At 54.9% G+C, this 21,449-nt stretch carries 24 protein-coding genes; all 24 read right to left on the reverse strand.

Going from position 1 to position 21,449, the window contains the following annotated elements; translation table 11 throughout:
• Window positions 1–9 precede the first annotated feature (9 nt).
• Complete coding sequence (rplF, locus tag ACTD9P_RS06325; protein WP_003176412.1) at window positions 10–543, reverse strand: 50S ribosomal protein L6; 534 nt, start codon at window positions 541–543, stop codon at window positions 10–12.
• 12 nt (window positions 544–555) lie between these two features.
• Entirely contained in the window at window positions 556–948 is a 393-nt protein-coding gene (gene rpsH, locus ACTD9P_RS06330; RefSeq protein ID WP_010566853.1) for a 30S ribosomal protein S8, read from the reverse strand.
• A 208-nt stretch (window positions 949–1,156) separates the two neighbouring features.
• The gene (gene rpsN, locus ACTD9P_RS06335; protein WP_003176414.1) at window positions 1,157–1,462 is read right to left on the reverse strand and encodes a 30S ribosomal protein S14; all 306 of its coding nucleotides are present in this window, start codon (window positions 1,460–1,462) and stop codon (window positions 1,157–1,159) included.
• Window positions 1,463–1,475: 13 nt separating this feature from the next.
• Window positions 1,476–2,015 (reverse strand): 50S ribosomal protein L5, encoded by a 540-nt coding sequence (gene rplE, locus ACTD9P_RS06340; RefSeq protein WP_003176415.1) that lies wholly within the window; start codon window positions 2,013–2,015, stop codon window positions 1,476–1,478.
• Between the two features lie 20 nt (window positions 2,016–2,035).
• Window positions 2,036–2,350: a 50S ribosomal protein L24 gene (gene rplX, locus ACTD9P_RS06345; protein ID WP_003176416.1), complete on the reverse strand. Its 315-nt coding sequence runs from the start codon at window positions 2,348–2,350 to the stop codon at window positions 2,036–2,038.
• 11 nt (window positions 2,351–2,361) lie between these two features.
• Window positions 2,362–2,730 carry a 50S ribosomal protein L14 gene (gene rplN, locus ACTD9P_RS06350; RefSeq protein WP_002555479.1) on the reverse strand — a complete coding sequence of 123 codons (369 nt, stop codon included), beginning with the start codon at window positions 2,728–2,730 and terminating at the stop codon, window positions 2,362–2,364.
• A 23-nt stretch (window positions 2,731–2,753) separates the two neighbouring features.
• Entirely contained in the window at window positions 2,754–3,020 is a 267-nt protein-coding gene (gene rpsQ / locus ACTD9P_RS06355; RefSeq protein WP_003176419.1) for a 30S ribosomal protein S17, read from the reverse strand.
• A gap of 2 nt (window positions 3,021–3,022) precedes the next feature.
• Window positions 3,023–3,214, reverse strand: coding sequence for a 50S ribosomal protein L29 (gene rpmC / locus ACTD9P_RS06360; protein WP_002555481.1), 192 nt, complete (start codon window positions 3,212–3,214; stop codon window positions 3,023–3,025).
• Window positions 3,214–3,627: a 50S ribosomal protein L16 gene (gene rplP / locus ACTD9P_RS06365; RefSeq protein WP_003232424.1), complete on the reverse strand. Its 414-nt coding sequence runs from the start codon at window positions 3,625–3,627 to the stop codon at window positions 3,214–3,216. Before rplP ends, rpmC begins: the two co-directional genes overlap by 1 nt.
• A gap of 12 nt (window positions 3,628–3,639) precedes the next feature.
• Window positions 3,640–4,326 carry a 30S ribosomal protein S3 gene (rpsC, locus tag ACTD9P_RS06370; protein ID WP_003176422.1) on the reverse strand — a complete coding sequence of 229 codons (687 nt, stop codon included), beginning with the start codon at window positions 4,324–4,326 and terminating at the stop codon, window positions 3,640–3,642.
• A 13-nt stretch (window positions 4,327–4,339) separates the two neighbouring features.
• Window positions 4,340–4,672: a 50S ribosomal protein L22 gene (gene rplV / locus ACTD9P_RS06375; RefSeq protein WP_003103908.1), complete on the reverse strand. Its 333-nt coding sequence runs from the start codon at window positions 4,670–4,672 to the stop codon at window positions 4,340–4,342.
• Between the two features lie 11 nt (window positions 4,673–4,683).
• Window positions 4,684–4,959, reverse strand: a complete 276-nt coding sequence (gene rpsS / locus ACTD9P_RS06380) for a 30S ribosomal protein S19 (protein ID WP_002555486.1) — start codon at window positions 4,957–4,959, stop codon at window positions 4,684–4,686.
• A 16-nt stretch (window positions 4,960–4,975) separates the two neighbouring features.
• On the reverse strand, window positions 4,976–5,800 hold the full coding sequence (gene rplB, locus ACTD9P_RS06385; RefSeq protein ID WP_003176423.1) for a 50S ribosomal protein L2: 825 nt from the start codon (window positions 5,798–5,800) through the stop codon (window positions 4,976–4,978).
• 14 nt (window positions 5,801–5,814) lie between these two features.
• Entirely contained in the window at window positions 5,815–6,114 is a 300-nt protein-coding gene (gene rplW / locus ACTD9P_RS06390) for a 50S ribosomal protein L23 (RefSeq protein WP_002555488.1), read from the reverse strand.
• On the reverse strand, window positions 6,111–6,713 hold the full coding sequence (gene rplD / locus ACTD9P_RS06395; RefSeq protein WP_017135963.1) for a 50S ribosomal protein L4: 603 nt from the start codon (window positions 6,711–6,713) through the stop codon (window positions 6,111–6,113). The genes rplW and rplD overlap by 4 nt, the downstream gene beginning before the upstream one ends.
• Window positions 6,714–6,725: 12 nt before the next feature.
• Entirely contained in the window at window positions 6,726–7,361 is a 636-nt protein-coding gene (gene rplC / locus ACTD9P_RS06400; RefSeq protein ID WP_003194649.1) for a 50S ribosomal protein L3, read from the reverse strand.
• 81 nt (window positions 7,362–7,442) lie between these two features.
• Window positions 7,443–7,754 (reverse strand): 30S ribosomal protein S10, encoded by a 312-nt coding sequence (gene rpsJ / locus ACTD9P_RS06405; RefSeq protein ID WP_003186070.1) that lies wholly within the window; start codon window positions 7,752–7,754, stop codon window positions 7,443–7,445.
• Window positions 7,755–7,913: 159 nt separating this feature from the next.
• On the reverse strand, window positions 7,914–9,107 hold the full coding sequence (gene tuf, locus ACTD9P_RS06410; protein ID WP_003176426.1) for an elongation factor Tu: 1,194 nt from the start codon (window positions 9,105–9,107) through the stop codon (window positions 7,914–7,916).
• 30 nt (window positions 9,108–9,137) lie between these two features.
• Window positions 9,138–11,243, reverse strand: a complete 2,106-nt coding sequence (fusA, locus tag ACTD9P_RS06415; RefSeq protein WP_015886136.1) for an elongation factor G — start codon at window positions 11,241–11,243, stop codon at window positions 9,138–9,140.
• A gap of 30 nt (window positions 11,244–11,273) precedes the next feature.
• On the reverse strand, window positions 11,274–11,744 hold the full coding sequence (rpsG, locus tag ACTD9P_RS06420; RefSeq protein WP_002555493.1) for a 30S ribosomal protein S7: 471 nt from the start codon (window positions 11,742–11,744) through the stop codon (window positions 11,274–11,276).
• A 118-nt stretch (window positions 11,745–11,862) separates the two neighbouring features.
• Complete coding sequence (rpsL, locus tag ACTD9P_RS06425) at window positions 11,863–12,234, reverse strand: 30S ribosomal protein S12 (protein WP_002555494.1); 372 nt, start codon at window positions 12,232–12,234, stop codon at window positions 11,863–11,865.
• Between the two features lie 217 nt (window positions 12,235–12,451).
• Entirely contained in the window at window positions 12,452–16,651 is a 4,200-nt protein-coding gene (rpoC, locus tag ACTD9P_RS06430; protein ID WP_083356524.1) for a DNA-directed RNA polymerase subunit beta', read from the reverse strand.
• Between the two features lie 64 nt (window positions 16,652–16,715).
• Window positions 16,716–20,789, reverse strand: coding sequence for a DNA-directed RNA polymerase subunit beta (gene rpoB / locus ACTD9P_RS06435; protein ID WP_017135961.1), 4,074 nt, complete (start codon window positions 20,787–20,789; stop codon window positions 16,716–16,718).
• 219 nt (window positions 20,790–21,008) lie between these two features.
• Window positions 21,009–21,374: a 50S ribosomal protein L7/L12 gene (rplL, locus tag ACTD9P_RS06440; RefSeq protein ID WP_064454358.1), complete on the reverse strand. Its 366-nt coding sequence runs from the start codon at window positions 21,372–21,374 to the stop codon at window positions 21,009–21,011.
• Window positions 21,375–21,449: the final 75 nt, after the last annotated feature.

Raw genomic sequence — 21,449 nt, forward strand, 5'->3', positions numbered from 1 at the left:
TGCTATGCCCTACTTCTTCTTGGCTTCTTTACGACGGACGACTTCGTCCGCGTAGCGCACACCTTTGCCTTTGTACGGCTCTGGTGGACGGAAGTCGCGGATCTCAGCGGCCACCTGACCTACCAGCTGCTTATCAATACCCTTGATCAGGATATCGGTTTGGCTAGGGGTCTCAGCGGTGATGCCTTCCGGCAGTTCGTAATCCACTGGGTGCGAGAAGCCAAGGGCCAGGTTCAAAACCGTGCCTTTTGCTTGCGCTTTGTAACCAACACCGACCAGCTGGAGCTTACGCTCGAAGCCTTGGCTTACGCCTTGGACCATGTTGTTTACCAACGCACGCGTGGTACCGGCCATTGCGCGAGTTTGTTGATCGCCATTGCGAGCAGCAAAACGCAGCTCACCAGCTTCTTCAACGATCTCAACGGACGAATGGATGTTCAGTTCAAGAGTGCCCTTGGCACCCTTCACCGAAAGCTGTTGGCCTGCGAATTTTACTTCGACACCGGCTGGCAGCTTAACGGGGTTCTTAGCGACGCGAGACATGCTTATCCCCCCTTAGAACACAGTGCAAAGAACTTCGCCGCCGACACCGGCAGCGCGCGCAGCACGATCCGTCATCACACCTTTGTTGGTGGAGACGATAGACACGCCCAGACCGCCACGAACTTTCGGCAGATCTTCAGCGGACTTGTACTGACGCAGGCCTGGACGGCTAACGCGCTTCACTTCTTCAATGACCGAACGGCCTTCGAAGTACTTCAGCTCGATGGACAGCAGTGGCTTGGTTTCGCTGCTGATCTGATAACCCGCAATGTAGCCTTCGTCTTTCAGGACTTTGGCAACAGCTACCTTCAACTTGGAAGATGGCATGCTTACGACGGACTTTTCAGCCATCTGGGCATTACGGATACGAGTTAGCATGTCCGCTAACGGGTCCTGCATACTCATGGGCTAGACGCTCCTAATACAAAAAAATTAGCCTTGCGGCTACATATGTCGCCGAGAATCTCCGGGCATAAAAAACACGGGCTCAGGCGAGCCGCGTATTTTAGACATACTCCAGAAATGAAACAAGCCCCAAAAGGGGCCTGATCCAGATTCAAGGTCACCGGCGGTCAGTATCTTGCGATTCTGCCCGCCTGGACGTTGAAAGTACTTACCAGCTGGCTTTAACCAGACCTGGTACGTCACCACGCATTGCCGCTTCACGCAGTTTGTTACGGCCGAGGCCGAACTTGCGGTAAACGCCGTGTGGACGACCGGTCAGGCGGCAGCGGTTACGCATGCGCGAAGCGCTTGCGTCACGTGGCTGCTTCTGCAGAGCAACTGTCGCTTCCCAACGTGCTTCTGGACTTGCGTTCAGATCAACGATGATTGCTTTCAGTGCTGCACGCTTCTTGGCGTACTTGGCAACCGTGAGCTGACGCTTCAGCTCGCGGTTTTTCATGCTCATCTTGGCCATGGTCCTACTCCAATCAGTTGCGGAACGGGAATTTGAAAGCACGCAACAGGGCGCGACCTTCATCATCGTTCTTGGCAGTGGTGGTCAGGGTGATGTCCAGACCGCGGAGAGCATCGATCTTGTCGTAGTCGATTTCCGGGAAGATGATCTGCTCTTTCACGCCCATGCTGTAGTTACCACGACCATCGAAGGACTTGGCATTCAGGCCGCGGAAGTCGCGAACCCGAGGCAGGGAGATCGACAGCAGACGATCCAGGAATTCATACATACGCTCACGGCGCAGAGTCACTTTGACGCCGATCGGCCAACCTTCACGGACTTTAAAGCCAGCGATGGATTTCCGAGCGTAAGTCACAACGACTTTTTGACCGGTGATCTTTTCAAGGTCAGCAACAGCGTGCTCGATGACTTTTTTGTCACCGACCGCTTCGCCCAGACCCATGTTCAGGGTGATTTTGGTAACGCGTGGAACTTCCATCACGTTCGAAAGCTTAAGTTCTTCCTTAAGCTTCGGTGCGATTTCTTTCCAGTAAATCTCTTTTAGTCGTGCCATGGTCTTCTACCTAGCAGTGTTCAAGCATCAACCGCTTTTTGGGTCGACTTGAAGACACGAATTTTCTTGCCGTCTTCTACTTTGAAACCAACGCGGTCAGCCTTGTTGGTTTCGCCGTTGAAAATGGCGACGTTAGAAGCGTCCAGTGGAGCTTCTTTTTCGACGATACCGCCTTGTACGCCCGACATCGGGTTAGGCTTGGTATGACGCTTAACCAGGTTCAGACCGCCGATAACCAGACGGTTATTAGCGAGAACCTTAAGCACCTTACCGCGCTTACCTTTGTCTTTGCCGGCGATCACGATGATCTCGTCGTCACGACGAATCTTTTGCATGTCGGATCTCCTTACAGCACTTCTGGGGCGAGCGAGACGATCTTCATAAACTTCTCAGTACGAAGTTCACGGGTCACTGGCCCAAAGATACGGGTGCCGATCGGCTCTTGCTTGTTGTTCAGAAGAACAGCAGCGTTGCCATCAAAGCGGATAATGGAGCCATCAGCACGACGTACGCCGTGACGAGTGCGGACTACAACAGCAGTCATCACTTGGCCTTTTTTCACTTTACCGCGAGGAATTGCCTCCTTCACGGTAACTTTGATGATGTCACCGATACCAGCGTAACGACGATGGGAGCCACCCAGCACCTTGATGCACATAACACGGCGAGCGCCGCTGTTATCGGCCACATCGAGCATGGATTGAGTCTGAATCATATAATTTCTCCGACCCCTAGTCCTTAGACTTCCACAGCGCGTTCGAGAACATCAACCAGCGCCCAAGACTTGGTCTTGGCCAGCGGACGAGTTTCACGAATAGTGACTTTGTCGCCGATGTGGCACTGGTTGGTTTCGTCGTGCGCGTGCAGCTTAGTCGAACGCTTAACATATTTACCGTAGATCGGGTGCTTAACGCGACGCTCGATCAGTACGGTGATGGTTTTGTCCATCTTGTCGCTGACAACACGGCCAGTCAGCGTACGGACAGTCTTTTCGGCTTCAGCCATGATCACTTACCTGCCTGCTGGTTGAGCACAGTCTTCACGCGAGCGATGTCACGCTTAACTTGCGAGAGCAGATGAGACTGCCCCAACTGGCCAGTTGCTTTCTGCATACGCAGATTGAACTGGTCGCGCAGCAGGCCGAGCAGTTGCTCGTTCAGCTGCTGTGCGGATTTTTCACGAAGTTCATTCGCTTTCATCACATCACCGTCCGTTTAACAAAGGCGGTGGCGAGCGGCAGCTTTGCAGCAGCCAGGGCAAAAGCCTCACGCGCCAGCTCTTCAGTTACACCCTCGATTTCATACAGGACTTTGCCTGGCTGAATCTGGGCTACCCAGTATTCCACGTTACCCTTACCTTTACCCATCCGAACCTCGAGAGGTTTTTTGGAGATCGGCTTGTCCGGGAATACACGGATCCAGATCTTGCCGCCACGTTTAACGTGACGGGTCAGTGCACGACGCGCTGACTCGATCTGACGAGCGGTGAGACGACCACGAGCTACAGACTTCAGCGCGAACTCGCCGAAGCTGACTTTGCTACCGCGCTGAGCCAGACCACGGTTGTGGCCTGTCATCTGCTTGCGGAACTTCGTACGCTTAGGTTGCAACATTTGGCGTACCCCTTACTTAGCAGCTTTTTTACGAGGCGCTGGTGCTTGTGGTTTCAGTTCTTCTTGGCGACCACCAATTACTTCGCCTTTGAAAATCCAAACCTTTACACCGATCACACCGTAAGTGGTGTGAGCTTCGTAGTTGGCATAGTCGATGTCGGCACGCAGGGTGTGCAGTGGCACACGACCTTCGCGATACCATTCAGTACGTGCGATTTCAGCACCGCCGAGACGACCGCTCACTTGGATTTTGATGCCTTTGGCACCAATGCGCATGGCGTTCTGTACAGCGCGCTTCATAGCGCGACGGAACATTACACGACGCTCCAGCTGCTGAGCTACGCTCTGCGCAACCAGCATACCGTCGAGCTCCGGCTTGCGGATCTCTTCGATATTGATGTGCACAGGCACACCCATTTGCTTGGTCAGGTCCTGACGCAGTTTCTCAACATCTTCACCTTTCTTCCCGATAACAATACCTGGACGAGCGGTGTGGATGGTGATACGTGCAGTTTGTGCCGGACGATGGATATCGATACGGCTTACGGACGCGCTTTTTAGTTTGTCTTGGAGATACTCACGCACCTTCAGATCAGCGAACAAATAGTCCGCATAAGTCCGACCGTCTGCGTACCAGACGGAGGTGTGCTCCTTGACGATTCCCAGGCGAATGCCAATGGGATGTACTTTCTGACCCATCTCTTCGACTCCGTTACTTGTCAGCAACCTTGACAGTGATATGGCAAGACCGCTTGACGATGCGATCAGCACGGCCTTTGGCACGTGGCATGATGCGCTTCAGCGAACGCCCTTCGTTGACGAAAACGGTGCTGACCTTCAGGTCATCAACGTCTGCGCCTTCGTTATGCTCGGCGTTGGCTACGGCCGACTCCAGCACTTTCTTCATGATCTCGGCGGCTTTCTTACTGCTGAAAGCCAACAGGTTGAGCGCTTCGCCCACCTTCTTCCCGCGGATCTGGTCGGCGACCAAGCGGGCTTTCTGGGCGGAGATTCGAGCGCCCGACAACTTAGCGGCTACTTCCATTTCCTAACCCCTTAACGCTTGGCTTTCTTGTCTGCCACGTGCCCACGATAAGTGCGGGTACCGGCAAACTCGCCCAGTTTGTGGCCGACCATGTCTTCGTTAACGAGAACTGGGACGTGTTGACGACCGTTGTGTACTGCGATGGTCAGACCGACCATTTGTGGCAGGATCATCGAACGACGCGACCAGGTTTTAACTGGTTTGCGATCGTTCTTTTCCGCCGCCACTTCGATCTTCTTCAGTAGGTGAAGATCAATAAAAGGACCTTTTTTCAGAGAACGTGGCACTGTCGTATCCCTCTATTTACTTGCGACGACGGACGATCATTTTGTCGGTACGCTTATTACCACGAGTCTTCGCGCCCTTAGTCGGGAAGCCCCATGGCGATACCGGATGACGACCACCAGAGGTACGACCTTCACCACCACCGTGTGGGTGGTCAACCGGGTTCATGGCAACACCACGAACGGTTGGGCGAACGCCACGCCAGCGTTTGGCACCAGCTTTACCCAGCGAACGCAGGCTGTGCTCGGAGTTCGAGACTTCACCCAGGGTCGCGCGGCATTCAGCCAGCACTTTACGCATCTCACCAGAACGCAGACGCAGGGTCACGTAGACACCTTCACGAGCGATCAGCTGAGCCGAAGCACCAGCGGAACGAGCGATTTGCGCGCCTTTACCTGGCTTCAATTCGATGCCGTGTACGGTGCTACCAACTGGAATGTTACGCAGTTGCAGAGCGTTGCCCGGCTTGATCGGCGCCAAAGCACCTGCGATCAGCTGGTCACCAGCACTCACGCCTTTAGGGGCGATGATGTAGCGACGCTCGCCATCTGCGTACAGCAGCAGAGCGATGTGAGCAGTACGGTTTGGATCGTATTCGATACGTTCGACAGTGGCAGAGATGCCATCTTTGTCGTTGCGACGGAAATCGACCAGACGATAATGCTGCTTATGGCCACCACCGATGTGACGAGTGGTAATACGACCATTGTTGTTACGACCACCAGTCTTCGATTTTTTCTCGAGCAGCGGTGCGTGAGGAGCGCCTTTATGCAGCTCCTGGTTGACCACCTTGACCACAAAACGGCGGCCAGGGGAAGTCGGTTTGCATTTAACGATTGCCATGATGCACCCCTTCCTTACTCAGCACTGCTGCTGAAATCGAGATCTTGGCCTGGCTGAAGGGAGATAACTGCCTTCTTCCAGTCATTACGCTTGCCCAGACCGCGAGCAGTGCGCTTGCTCTTACCCAGAACATTCAGGGTAGTAACACGCTCTACTTTCACGCTGAACAGGCTTTCGACGGCCTTCTTGATTTCCAGCTTGGTTGCGTCAGTTGCAACCTTGAAAACGAACTGGCCTTTCTTGTCAGCCAGAACCGTAGCCTTTTCGGAAACGTGCGGGCCAAGCAGAACTTTAAATACGCGTTCCTGGTTCATCCCAGCAGCTCCTCGAATTTCTTCACGGCCGACACGGTGATCAACACCTTGTCGTATGCGATCAGACTAACTGGATCGGAACCTTGCACGTCACGTACATCAACGTGTGGCAGGTTGCGAGCAGCCAGGTACAGGTTCTGATCAACAGCTTCCGACACGATCAAAACGTCGGTCAGGCTCATGTTGTTCAGTTTGCCCAGCAGATCTTTGGTTTTTGGACTTTCAACAGCGAAGTCTTGAACCACGACCAGACGATCAGTACGCACGAGTTCAGCAAGGATGGAGCGCAGTGCTGCGCGATACATCTTCTTGTTGAGCTTCTGAGTGTGATCCTGTGGACGAGCTGCGAAAGTGGTACCGCCGCCACGCCAGATTGGGCTACGGATAGTACCGGCACGAGCACGGCCAGTACCTTTCTGACGCCAAGGGCGCTTACCGCCACCACGAACGTCGGAACGGGTCTTTTGCTGCTTGCTACCTTGACGGCCGCCGGCCATGTAGGCCACGACTGCTTGGTGAACCAGCGTCTCGTTGAACTCGCCGCCAAACGTCAGTTCGGAAACTTCGATCGCTTGAGCGTCATTTACATTTAATTGCATGTCAGCTTCCCCTTAACCGCGAGCCTTGGCCGCTGGACGTACAACCAGGTTGCCGCCAGTAGCGCCAGGAACAGCACCCTTGACCAACAACAGATTGCGTTCAGCGTCGACGCGCACTACTTCGAGGGACTGCACGGTCACGCGCTCAGCGCCCATATGACCGGACATTTTTTTGCCCTTGAATACACGACCAGGAGTCTGGCACTGGCCAATAGAGCCCGGGACGCGGTGGGAAACGGAGTTACCGTGAGTGTTGTCTTGGCCACGGAAATTCCAACGCTTGATCGTACCCTGGAAGCCTTTACCCTTGGACTGACCGGTTACATCAACCAGTTGACCGGCGGCGAAGATTTCAGCGTTGATCAGATCGCCAGCCTGGTAGTCGCCGTCTTCAAGACGGAACTCCATAACAGTGCGACCAGCTGCAACGTTTGCTTTAGCGAAGTGACCTGCTTGAGCAGCAGTCACGCGCGAAGCACGACGCTCGCCGACAGTGACTTGCACTGCACGATAGCCATCGGTCTCTTCAGTTTTGAACTGGGTGACGCGATTCGGTTCGATCTCAATGACCGTGACCGGAATGGAGACACCTTCTTCGGTGAAAATACGGGTCATACCGCATTTACGACCGACTACACCAATAGTCATGTTGTAAACCTCATGAGTGTACGGGGCTTTCACCCGCTATGGCCGCCCATTTCAGAGCGTTACACGACTAAGACCCAAGTCTTAGCCGAGGCTGATCTGTACTTCCACACCGGCCGCCAGATCAAGCTTCATAAGTGCATCAACGGTTTTATCCGTTGGCTGGACGATGTCCAGTACGCGCTTATGAGTACGGATCTCGTACTGGTCACGCGCGTCTTTGTTGACGTGCGGGGAGACCAGAACGGTGAACCGCTCTTTACGGGTAGGCAGTGGAATTGGACCACGCACTTGAGCACCAGTACGTTTCGCGGTTTCCACGATTTCCTGGGTGGATTGGTCGATCAGGCGATGGTCAAAAGCCTTCAACCTGATACGGATTTGCTGATTTTGCATTGGATTTCAGACTCCGGCTGCTATTCCCAGCGAGCGCAATACGCCCGTTAAAAGGAGGCGCAATTCTATAGACGGCCCTGATAGGTGTCAACCCAATAAAAAAGGCCCCCGCTGAGCGGGGGCCTTTTCAAAACATCAGAGCTATCTCAGAAGAGATAATTACTCGATGATTTTAGCTACAACGCCAGCACCAACGGTACGGCCGCCTTCACGGATTGCGAAACGCAGACCGTCTTCCATAGCGATGGTTTTGATCAGGGTGACAACCATTTTGATGTTGTCGCCTGGCATTACCATTTCTACGCCTTCCGGCAGTTCGCAGTTACCGGTTACGTCGGTAGTACGGAAGTAGAACTGTGGACGGTAGCCTTTGAAGAACGGAGTGTGACGACCGCCTTCTTCTTTGCTCAGCACGTACACTTCAGCTTCGAACTTGGTGTGCGGCTTAACCGAACCTGGCTTAACCAGAACCTGGCCACGCTCAACGTCGTCACGCTTGGTACCACGCAGCAGAACGCCGCAGTTCTCGCCTGCACGACCTTCGTCGAGCAGTTTACGGAACATTTCAACACCGGTGCAGGTGGTGACGGTAGTGTCACGCAGACCAACGATTTCCAGTGGATCTTGAACCTTGACGATACCGCGCTCGATACGACCAGTAACAACAGTACCGCGACCGGAGATCGAGAATACGTCTTCGATTGGCATCAGGAACGGCTTGTCGATAACACGAACTGGATCTGGGATGTAGCTGTCCAGAGTCTCAACCAGTTTACGAACGGACGTGGTGCCCATTTCGTTGTCATCTTTGCCTTCCAGAGCCATACGAGCAGAACCGATGATGATCGGAGTGTCGTCGCCTGGGAAGTCGTAAGTGCTCAGCAGATCGCGCACTTCCATCTCAACCAGTTCCAGCAGCTCAGCGTCGTCTACCAGGTCAGCCTTGTTCAGGTAAACCACGATGTACGGAACGCCAACCTGGCGGGACAGCAGGATGTGCTCACGGGTTTGTGGCATCGGACCATCAGCGGCCGAGCAAACCAGGATCGCGCCGTCCATCTGGGCAGCACCGGTGATCATGTTCTTCACATAGTCAGCGTGACCTGGGCAGTCAACGTGAGCGTAGTGACGGATCAGCGAGTTGTATTCAACGTGCGCGGTGTTGATGGTGATACCACGAGCTTTTTCTTCTGGCGCGCTGTCGATTTTATCGAAATCAACGATTGCGGAACCGAATACTTCGGAGCAAACGCGAGTCAGAGCAGCAGTCAGAGTGGTTTTACCGTGGTCAACGTGACCGATGGTGCCAACGTTGACGTGCGGTAGGGAACGATCAAATTTTTCTTTAGCCACGACAATTAACTCCTTGCCTAAAGGACTGAATCAGCCTTGTTTTTTGGATACAGTTTCAGCGATGTGCGCCGGAGCTGTGTTGTATTTTTTGAATTCCATAGAGTAGCTTGCGCGACCCTGGGACATGGAGCGAACGTCGGTCGCATAACCGAACATCTCACCCAACGGAACCTCGGCGCGAATCACTTTGCCGGAAACCGTGTCCTCCATACCCAAGATCATGCCGCGACGACGGTTAAGGTCGCCCATGACATCACCCATATAGTCTTCAGGTGTAACAACTTCTACCGCCATGATTGGCTCAAGCAACTCACCACCGCCCTTCTGGGCCAGTTGCTTGGTTGCCATGGAAGCAGCCACCTTAAACGCCATCTCGTTGGAGTCGACGTCGTGGTAAGAACCGTCAAAAACGGTTGCTTTCAGGCCGATCAGCGGATAGCCGGCAACAACACCGTTCTTCATCTGCTCTTCGATGCCCTTCTGGATAGCAGGGATGTATTCCTTAGGAACAACACCACCGACTACTTCGTTCACGAATTGCAGACCTTCCTGACCTTCGTCAGCAGGAGCAAAACGGATCCAGCAGTGACCGAACTGACCACGACCGCCGGACTGACGAACGAACTTGCCTTCGATTTCACAGTTCTTCGTGATGCGCTCACGATAGGAAACCTGAGGCTTACCGATGTTGGCTTCGACGTTGAACTCACGGCGCATCCGGTCAACCAGGATGTCCAGGTGCAGCTCGCCCATGCCGGAGATGATCGTTTGACCAGTCTCTTCATCAGTCTTGACGCGGAAAGATGGATCTTCCTGAGCAAGTTTGCCCAGAGCGATACCCATTTTTTCCTGGTCATCCTTGGTCTTAGGCTCTACGGCAACCGAAATAACCGGCTCCGGGAAGTCCATACGAACCAGGATGATTGGCTTGTCAGCGTTGCACAAGGTTTCACCAGTGGTGACGTCCTTCATGCCGATCAAGGCCGCGATGTCACCAGCGCGTACTTCCTTGATCTCTTCGCGGGCGTTTGCGTGCATTTGCACCATACGACCGACGCGCTCTTTCTTGCCTTTAACCGAGTTGATCACGCCGTCACCGGAGTTCAACACGCCCGAGTAAACGCGGACGAAGGTCAAGGTACCCACGAATGGGTCAGTGGCAATTTTGAATGCCAGAGCGGAGAACGGTTCTGCGTCGTCTGCATGACGCTCCAGCTCGATAGTCTCGTCATCCGGGTCAGTACCCTTGATGGCAGGAATATCCACTGGTGCCGGCAGGTAGTCGATCACAGCATCGAGAACCAGGGGAACACCCTTGTTCTTGAACGAGGAACCGCAAACAGCCAAGACGATCTCACCAGCGATAGTACGCTGACGCAGAGCAGCCTTGATTTCCACGTTGGTGAGTTCTTCACCTTCGAGGTACTTGTTCATCAGCTCTTCGTTGGCTTCGGCCGCAGCTTCAACCATGTTGTTGCGCCATTCGTCAGCCAGTTCCTGCAGTTCAGCAGGGATAGGCTTGCGAACAGGAACCATACCTTTGTCAGCATCGTTCCAGTAAACAGCTTCCATGGTCAGCAGATCGATCTGGCCCTGGAAATTATCTTCGGAACCGATAGCCAACTGGATTGGCACCGGGGTGTGACCCAGGCGCTGCTTGATCTGACCGATCACGCGCAGGAAGTTGGCACCAGCACGGTCCATCTTGTTTACGTAAACAAGACGTGGAACGCCGTATTTGTTGGCTTGACGCCATACGGTTTCCGACTGAGGCTCAACACCCGAGGTACCGCAGAACACAACGACAGCGCCGTCGAGTACACGCAGGGAACGTTCAACTTCAATGGTGAAGTCTACGTGGCCCGGGGTATCGATTACGTTGAAGCGGTGCTCATCCTTGTACTGCTTCTCGGAACCTTTCCAGAAGGCGGTAATAGCAGCAGAAGTAATGGTAATACCACGCTCCTGCTCCTGAACCATCCAGTCTGTGGTCGCGGCGCCGTCATGCACCTCGCCCATCTTGTGACTTTTGCCGGTGTAAAACAGTACGCGCTCGGTGGTTGTGGTTTTACCAGCATCCACGTGAGCAACGATACCGATGTTACGGTAGCGGCTAATCGGAGTAGTACGAGCCATAAAGCCCTCGCAAAATTAGTGAAGCTAAGATTAGAAGCGGTAGTGCGAGAAAGCTTTGTTAGCTTCAGCCATACGGTGCACGTCTTCACGCTTCTTAACAGCAGCACCTTTACCTTCAGCAGCGTCCAACAGCTCGCCGGCCAAACGCAGGGCCATAGACTTCTCGCCGCGCTTACGGGCGAAGTCTACCAACCAGCGCATTGCCAGAGCGTTACGACGGGACGGACGAACTTCGACCGGAACCTGGTAAGTAGCACCGCCTACACGGCGCGACTTCACTTCGACCAGCGGAGCGATGGCGTCGAGAGCTTTCTCGAAGATTTCCAGGGGGTCGCTGTTCTTGCGTTCTTTAACCTTTTCCAGCGCGCCATAAACGATACGCTCGGCAACGGCTTTCTTGCCGCTTTCCATCACGTGGTTCATGAACTTGGCCAGAATTTGGCTTCCGTATTTTGGATCGTCAAGCACTTCGCGCTTGGCTGCTACGCGTCTTCTTGGCATGGATAAGCCCTCAAACGGTCTTCAGGTTCGTTCGGAATCGGTGCCCTTTCGGGACGCCTCCGACCTTACTCTTATCGACTCAGAAAATAAGATGATTCAGTTTTACAAAAAGCCGCTACTACTTAGGCTTCTTGGTACCGTACTTCGAACGACCCTGGTTACGACCTTTAACGCCGGAAGTATCCAAGGAGCCGCGTACGGTGTGGTAACGAACACCTGGCAAGTCTTTTACACGACCGCCGCGAATCAGTACCACGCTGTGCTCTTGCAGGTTGTGGCCTTCACCGCCGATGTACGAGGAAACCTCGAAACCGTTGGTCAGACGCACACGGCATACTTTACGCAGTGCCGAGTTAGGTTTTTTCGGCGTGGTGGTATACACACGAGTGCATACGCCACGACGTTGCGGGCAGTTCTGCAGCGCAGGTACGTCGGATTTCTCGACGATACGCTTACGCGGCTGACGTACCAGCTGGTTGATAGTTGCCATCTACTAGCTCCACTGTTGTCTTGCGACGCTATTGTCTTGCAAGAAAAGCAAAATGGCAGGAACGAATTCCCGCCAAATTTAGGGGTACAAGAGTCTAAAGAGGATCTTGCCCCCAGTCAAGGCAAGGCCCCGACCTCCCCTCTCATCGAACCGGGACAAAAATGCCTCGATCCGACGAATGGGGGCTGCCAGGGCCCAGACTTATTTATCGCAGAACTCAGTTACCGCTTGAGTTCAGCGCTTCGGTCAGTGCAGCTTCCACTTCACTGGCGCTTACGCGCAGCGGCTTGTCAGCATCACGGCGGCGCTTGCGCTCGCTGTGGTAAGCCAAACCGGTACCAGCCGGGATCAGACGACCCACGACTACGTTTTCTTTCAGGCCGCGCAGGTAATCGCGCTTGCCGGTTACCGCTGCTTCGGTCAGTACGCGAGTGGTCTCCTGGAAGGAGGCCGCCGAGATGAACGACTCAGTGGACAACGACGCCTTGGTGATACCCAGCAACACACGAGTGAACTTGGAGACAAATTTGTCTTCCGCGCCCAGACGTTCGTTTTCTACCAGTACGTGAGTCAGTTCCATCTGGTCGCCCTTGATGAAACTGGAATCGCCGGATTCAGCGATTTCAACTTTACGCAACATCTGACGCAGGATGGTCTCGATGTGCTTATCGTTGATCTTCACGCCTTGCAGACGGTAAACGTCCTGGATCTCGTTAACGATGTACTTGGCCAGCGCACTCACACCCAGCAGACGCAGGATGTCGTGTGGATCGCTTGGGCCGTCGGAGATAACTTCGCCGCGGTTTACCTGCTCGCCTTCGAAGACGTTCAGGTGACGCCACTTTGGAATCAGCTCTTCGTACGGATCAGTACCATCGTTCGGGGTAATGACCAGACGGCGCTTGCCTTTGGTCTCTTTACCGAACGCGATGGTGCCGCTGACTTCAGCCAGAATCGACGCTTCTTTCGGACGACGAGCTTCGAACAAGTCGGCAACACGCGGCAGACCACCGGTGATGTCGCGGGTTTTCGAAGTTTCTTGCGGGATACGCGCGATAACATCACCGATCGCGATCTTCGCACCATCCGCTACACCGACCAGGGCGTTGGCTGGCAGGAAGTACTGAGCGATTACGTCAGTGCCTGGCAGCAACAAGTCCTTGCCGTTGTCGTCGACCATCTTCACGGCAGGACGGATGTCTTTACCGGCAGCTGGACGATCTTTCGCGTCGAGTACTTCAATGTTGGTCATACCGGTCAATTCGTCAGTCTGACGCTTGATCGTGATGCCTTCTTCCATGCCCACGTAGGTCACGGTACCTTTCATTTCGGTAACGATTGGGTGAGTGTGCGGATCCCACTTGGCCACGATTGCGCCAGCGTCGACCTTGTCACCTTCTTTAACCGAAATCACAGCACCGTACGGCAGCTTGTAACGCTCACGCTCACGACCGTAGTCATCAGCGATTGCCAGCTCACCGGAACGGGACACAGCAACCAGGCAACCATCCACTCGTTCAACGTGCTTCAGGTTGTGCAGACGGACAGTACCGCCATTCTTCACCTGAACGCTGTCAGCTGCGGAGGTCCGGCTTGCCGCACCACCGATGTGGAACGTACGCATGGTCAGCTGGGTACCCGGCTCACCGATGGACTGGGCAGCAATTACGCCAACCGCTTCACCGATGTTCACCTGGTGACCACGAGCCAAGTCACGGCCGTAGCACTTGGCGCAAATGCCATAGCGGGTTTCGCAGCTGATCGGCGAGCGAACAATCACTTCGTCGATGCTGTTGAGTTCGATGAACTCGACCCACTTCTCATCTACCAGGGTGCCGGCAGGAACGATAATTTCCTCGGTACCTGGCTTGAATACGTCACGGGCGATAACTCGACCCAGTACGCGCTCACCCAATGGCTCTACAACGTCGCCGCCTTCGATGTGCGGAGTCATCAGCAGACCGTGTTCGGTGCCGCAGTCAACTTCAGTCACAACCAAGTCTTGCGCAACGTCTACCAGACGACGAGTCAGGTAACCGGAGTTAGCTGTTTTCAACGCGGTATCCGCAAGACCCTTACGAGCACCGTGAGTGGAGATGAAGTACTGAAGTACGCTCAAACCTTCACGGAAGTTCGCAGTAATCGGCGTTTCGATGATGGAGCCGTCCGGCTTGGCCATCAGGCCACGCATACCGGCGAGCTGACGGATCTGCGCAGCAGAACCCCGTGCGCCCGAGTCGGCCATCATGTACATCGAGTTGAACGACTCTTGATCGACTTCTACGCCATGACGGTCGATAACTTTCTCTTTCGAGAGGTTAGCCATCATCGCCTTCGACACTTCGTCGTTGGCCTTGGACCAAAGGTCGATCACTTTGTTGTACTTCTCGCCCTGGGTTACCAGGCCGGAGGCGTACTGGCTTTCGATTTCTTTCACTTCATCAGTTGCAGCATTGATGATCTGGGCTTTTTCATCCGGGATAACGAAGTCGTTAACACCGATGGAAACGCCGGAAATGGTCGAATAAGCAAAGCCGGTGTACATCAACTGGTCAGCGAAGATCACCGTCTCTTTCAAACCAACCACGCGGTAGCACTGGTTGATCAGCTTGGAGATCGCCTTTTTCTTCATTGGCAAGTTGACGACGTCGTACGACAGACCTTTTGGCACAACTTGATACAGCAGCGCACGGCCGACGGTAGTGTCGACAATACGAGTGCCGCTCACGCTGCCGCCATCACGGTCGTTGACTGTTTCGTTGATCCGCACTTTGACCTTGGCGTGCAGTGCGGCTTCGCCGGCACGGAACACACGGTCAACTTCTTGCAGGTCAGCGAACACACGACCTTCGCCTTTGGCGTTGATCGCTTCACGGGTCATGTAGTACAGACCCAATACAACGTCCTGCGACGGAACGATGATTGGCTCACCGTTGGCTGGCGACAGAATGTTGTTGGTCGACATCATCAACGCACGCGCTTCCAACTGGGCTTCCAGTGTCAGCGGTACGTGCACGGCCATTTGGTCGCCGTCGAAGTCGGCGTTGTACGCAGCACAGACCAACGGGTGCAGCTGGATAGCCTTACCTTCGATCAGTACCGGTTCAAACGCCTGGATACCCAGACGGTGAAGGGTCGGTGCACGGTTGAGGAGAACCGGGTGTTCGCGAATCACTTCAGCGAGAACGTCCCAAACCTCTGGCAGTTCGCGCTCGACCATTTTCTTGGCCGCTTTGATGGTGGTCGCGAGACCGCGCATTTCCAGTTTGCCGAAGATGAATGGCTTGAACAGCTCAAGCGCCATCTTCTTGGGCAGACCGCACTGGTGCAGACGCAGGGTCGGGCCTACGGTAATTACCGAACGACCGGAGTAGTCAACACGCTTACCGAGCAAGTTCTGACGGAAACGACCTTGCTTACCCTTGATCATGTCAGCCAAGGATTTCAGAGGACGCTTGTTCGAGCCGGTGATAGCGCGGCCACGACGACCGTTGTCGAGCAAGGCATCGACAGCTTCTTGCAACATACGCTTTTCGTTGCGCACGATGATGTCCGGAGCGGACAGATCTAGCAGGCGCTTCAAGCGGTTGTTACGGTTGATCACGCGGCGGTACAGGTCGTTGAGGTCGGACGTCGCGAAACGACCACCGTCCAACGGTACCAGCGGACGCAGGTCTGGCGGCAGAACCGGCAGAACGGTCAGCACCATCCACTCTGGCAAGTTGCCGGAACCCTGGAAGGCTTCCATCAACTTCAGACGCTTGGACAGCTTCTTGATCTTGGTTTCGGAGTTGGTTTGCGGAATTTCTTCGCGCAGACGGCCAATCTCGTGCTCCAGGTCGATAGCGTGCAGCAGTTCGCGGACAGCTTCGGCACCCATGCGGGCATCGAAATCGTCACCGAATTCTTCCAGCGCTTCGAAGTACTGCTCGTCGTTCAGCAGCTGACCTTTTTCAAGGGTGGTCATGCCTGGATCGATAACGACATAGCTCTCGAAATAGAGAACGCGTTCGATATCACGCAGGGTCATGTCCATCAGCAAGCCGATACGGGACGGCAGCGATTTCAGGAACCAAATGTGGGCAACCGGCGAAGCCAGTTCGATGTGCGCCATGCGCTCACGACGAACCTTGGCCAGTGCAACTTCAACGCCGCACTTCTCGCAGATCACACCACGGTGCTTCAAGCGCTTGTACTTACCGCACAGGCACTCGTAATCCTTTACCGGGCCAAAGATCTTGGCGCAGAACAGGCCGTCACGTTCTGGTTTGAACGTACGATAGTTAATGGTTTCCGGCTTTTTAACTTCACCGAACGACCACGAACGGATCATCTCAGGCGATGCCAACCCAATACGGATGGCGTCGAACTCTTCGACTTGACCCTGGTTTTTCAGCAAATTCAGTAGGTCTTTCAAGGCCTTTCCTCCTGGCGGAGCAGAGAGCGGGCTAAACAGCCCCGCTCTCGATTCGCGTCACGTGTTATTCGGTTTCCAGATCGATATCGATGCCGAGGGAACGAATTTCTTTGATCAACACGTTGAAGGACTCGGGCATGCCCGGCTCCATACGGTGATCGCCGTCCACGATGTTTTTGTACATCTTGGTCCGACCGTTCACATCGTCCGACTTCACTGTGAGCATTTCTTGCAGAGTGTAAGCAGCACCGTATGCTTCCAGTGCCCAGACCTCCATCTCCCCGAAACGCTGACCACCGAACTGAGCCTTACCACCCAGCGGCTGCTGGGTAACCAGGCTGTACGAACCGGTAGAACGAGCGTGCATCTTATCGTCTACCAAGTGGTTCAGCTTCAGCATGTACATGTAGCCAACAGTAACCGGGCGCTCAAACTTGTTGCCGGTACGGCCGTCGAACAGCTGCATCTGGCCGCTTTCTGGCAGGTCTGCCAGTTTCAGCATGGCCTTGATTTCGCTTTCCTTGGCACCGTCGAACACCGGGGTAGCCATTGGAACGCCGCCGCGCAGGTTCTTCGCCAGATCCAGGATTTCCTGGTCGGAGAAGGTGTCCAGCTCTTCGTTGCGACCGCCGATCTCGTTGTAGATCTCGTGCAGGAACTTACGCAGGTCAGCAACCTTGCGCTGCTCTTCGATCATACGGTTGATCTTCTCGCCCAGACCTTTGGCCGCGAGGCCCAGGTGGGTTTCGAGGATCTGACCAACGTTCATACGCGAAGGTACGCCCAACGGGTTGAGGACGACGTCGACCGGGGTGCCATTGGCATCGTGCGGCATGTCTTCAACCGGCATGATCACGGAGACCACACCTTTGTTACCGTGACGACCGGCCATCTTGTCGCCCGGCTGGATGCGGCGACGGATTGCCAGGTAAACCTTGACGATTTTCAGCACGCCTGGAGCCAGGTCATCGCCCTGCTGCAGTTTGCGCTTCTTGTCTTCGAACTTGTCGTCCAGCAGACGGCGGCGATCAACGATGTAGGCCTGGGCCTTCTCGAGCTGCTCGTTCAGAGCATCTTCAGCCATGCGCAGTTTGAACCACTGGCCGTGCTCAAGACCGTCGAGTACTTCGTCGGTGATGTCCTGACCTTTCTTCAGACCTGCGCCGCCTTCAGCCTTGTGGCCTACCAGAGCGGAGCGCAGACGTTCGAAAGTTGCGCCTTCAACGATACGGAACTCTTCGTTCAGGTCCTTGCGGATCTCGTCGAGTTGGGTCTTCTCGATGGACAGTGCACGAGCATCACGCTCAACGCCGTCACGGGTGAAGACCTGTACGTCGATGACAGTACCTTTGGTACCGGTAGGTACACGCAGGGAGGTGTCTTTAACGTCGCTGGCTTTTTCACCGAAGATGGCACGCAACAGTTTCTCTTCCGGAGTCAGTTGGGTCTCGCCTTTCGGAGTGACCTTACCGACCAGAATGTCGCCTGCGCCAACTTCAGCACCTACGTAAACGATACCGGCTTCGTCCAGCTTGTTCAGTGCAGCTTCACCCACGTTCGGGATGTCTGCAGTGATTTCCTCTGGCCCAAGCTTGGTGTCACGTGCCACACAGGTCAGTTCCTGAATGTGGATCGTGGTGAAGCGGTCTTCTTGAACCACACGCTCGGACAGGCAGATGGAGTCTTCGAAGTTGAAGCCGTTCCATGCCATGAACGCGATGCGCATGTTCTGACCCAGCGCCAGTTCACCCATGTCGGTGGACGGGCCGTCGGCCATGATGTCGCTACGCTGAACGCGATCACCCTTGCTCACCAGCGGACGCTGGTTGATGCAGGTGTTCTGGTTCGAGCGGGTGTATTTGGTCAGGTTGTAGATGTCGACACCGGCTTCGCCAGTTTCAACTTCATCATCGGCAACACGAACCACGATACGGCTGGCATCAACGGAGTCGATCACGCCGCCACGACGAGCCACGACGCAAACGCCGGAGTCACGGGCTACGTTACGCTCCATGCCGGTACCTACCAGCGGCTTGTCGGCGCGCAGGGTTGGTACAGCTTGACGCTGCATGTTGGAACCCATCAACGCACGGTTGGCGTCATCGTGCTCCAGGAACGGGATCAGCGACGCCGCAACCGAAACTACCTGCTTCGGCGAAACGTCCATCAAGGTGACGTCTTCCGGCGCCTTGACGGTGAACTCGTTCAAGTGACGAACAGCTACCAGCTCGTCGATCAGGACTTTCTTGTCGTTCATCGTGGCCGAAGCCTGAGCGATCACGTGATCAGCTTCTTCGATGGCAGACAGGAACACGATCTCGTCGGTGACCAGAGCGTCTTTCACCACGCGGTACGGGCTTTCGAGGAAGCCGTACTGGTTGGTGCGCGCATAAGCGGCCAGGGAGTTGATCAGACCGATGTTCGGACCTTCCGGCGTTTCGATCGGGCAAACACGACCGTAGTGCGTCGGGTGTACGTCACGAACTTCGAAGCCTGCACGCTCACGGGTCAGACCGCCCGGGCCCAGTGCGGAAACACGGCGCTTGTGGGTGATCTCGGAGAGCGGGTTGTTCTGGTCCATGAACTGGGAAAGCTGGCTGGAACCGAAGAACTCTTTCACCGCCGCAGCCACTGGCTTGGCGTTGATCAGGTCTTGCGGCATCAGGCCTTCGCTTTCAGCCATCGACAGACGCTCTTTGACCGCACGCTCAACACGTACCAGGCCAACGCGGAACTGGTTCTCGGCCATTTCGCCTACGCAGCGAACACGACGGTTACCCAGGTGGTCGATGTCATCGACGATGCCTTTACCGTTACGGATGTCGACCAGAGTCTTCAGTACCGCGACGATGTCTTCCTTGCACAGCACGCCCGAACCTTCGATCTCGGTACGACCGATACGACGGTTGAACTTCATCCGGCCGACCGCAGACAGGTCATAACGCTCAGGGCTGAAGAACAGGTTGTTGAACAGGGTCTCGGCAGCGTCTTTGGTTGGCGGCTCACCAGGACGCATCATGCGATAGATCTCGACCAGCGCTTCCAATTGGTTGCTGGTGGAGTCGATCTTCAGTGTGTCGGAGATGAACGGACCGCAGTCGATGTCGTTGGTGTACAGGGTCTCGATGCGAACAACCTGGGCCTTGGCGATTTTTGCCAGGATTTCGGTGTTCAGCTCGGTGTTGCACTCAGCCAGGATTTCGCCTGTAGCCGGGTGAACGATAACCTTGGCGGTGGTGCGACCCAGGACGTAGTCCAGAGGCACTTCCAGCGACTTGATGCCGGCTTTTTCGATCTGGTTGATGTGGCGCGCAGTAATACGACGACCCGCTTCAACGATCACTTTGCCGTTTTCGTCCTGAATATCCAGAACGGCAATTTCACCACGCAGACGCGAAGCAATCAGCTCCAGGCTGAGGGTTTCATCCTTCAGGCTGAATACGTTGGTGGTGTAGAAAGCGTCCAGCACCTGCTCAGTGGTGTAACCGAGCGCACGCAGCAGTACCGAGGCCGGCAGCTTGCGACGACGGTCGATACGCACGAACACGCAGTCTTTCGGGTCGAACTCGAAGTCCAACCACGAACCGCGGTACGGAATGATCCGCGCGGAGTACAGGAGTTTACCGGAGCTGTGCGTCTTGCCGCGGTCGTGGTCGAAGAACACGCCCGGGGAACGGTGCAGCTGGGAAACAATAACACGCTCGGTACCGTTGATTACGAAGGTACCGTTTTCAGTCATCAGTGGGATTTCGCCCATGTAGACTTCTTGCTCTTTGATGTCCTTGATCGCTTTGTTCGACGATTCTTTGTCGAAAATGATCAGGCGGACTTTTACCCGCAAAGGTACGGCGTACGTAACACCGCGCAACACGCATTCTTTGACATCAAATGCCGGTTCGCCCAGGCGATAACCCACGTACTCCAGCGCAGCATTGCCGGAGTAGCTGATGATCGGGAAAACGGATTTGAAGGCCGCATGCAGGCCCACGTCGCGGAACTGATCTTTGGTCGCTCCCGCCTGCAAGAATTCACGATACGAATCCAGCTGGATAGCCAGAAGGTACGGGACATCCATGACGTCCGGCAACTTGCTAAAGTCCTTGCGGATACGTTTTTTCTCAGTATATGAGTAAGCCATCAGCGTTCCCCAGCTTGGTCACCTGCTTGTTTGGCCCCTCCGACGGGAGCAGCCAGAAAATCTTGCAAACCCCATGGTTTGCACCACCGCATCGGGTGGCTACAGCGCGTCATTGGCGGCGACCGAGTCGACAGCCAAGAACGGAAAAAGGCCGGTGGCAAGAGCCACCAGCCATCAGCCTTCAGCTTAACGCTTGGGCTGGAGACGCAAGGTCGATGCTTACTTCAGCTCGACTTTAGCGCCTGCTTCTTCCAGCACTGCCTTGGCTTTGTCAGCTGCGTCTTTCGACACTGCTTCCAGAACCTGGGCAGGAGCGCCGTCAACTACAGCCTTGGCTTCTTTCAGGCCCAGACCGGTCAGTTCACGAACTGCCTTGATCACGTTTACTTTCTTCTCGCCAGCTTCCAGCAGCATGACGTTGAATTCGGTTTGCTCTTCAGCAACAACTGCAGCAGCAGCTGGGCCAGCGGAAGCAGCGGCAGCGGAAACGCCGAATTTTTCTTCGAAAGCTTTGATCAGCTCAACAACCTGCAGAACCGACATTTCAGCTACGGCGTTGAGGATATCGTCTTGGGAGATAGACATTGCTGTATTTCCTGAATTGGGGGACGGCCTACGCGGCCATCGAAATAAACAAAAAAACGCGAGAGAAGTCGATCA

This window comes from Pseudomonas onubensis (genome assembly GCF_965653655.1).
Taxonomy (GTDB): Bacteria; Pseudomonadota; Gammaproteobacteria; order Pseudomonadales; family Pseudomonadaceae; genus Aquipseudomonas.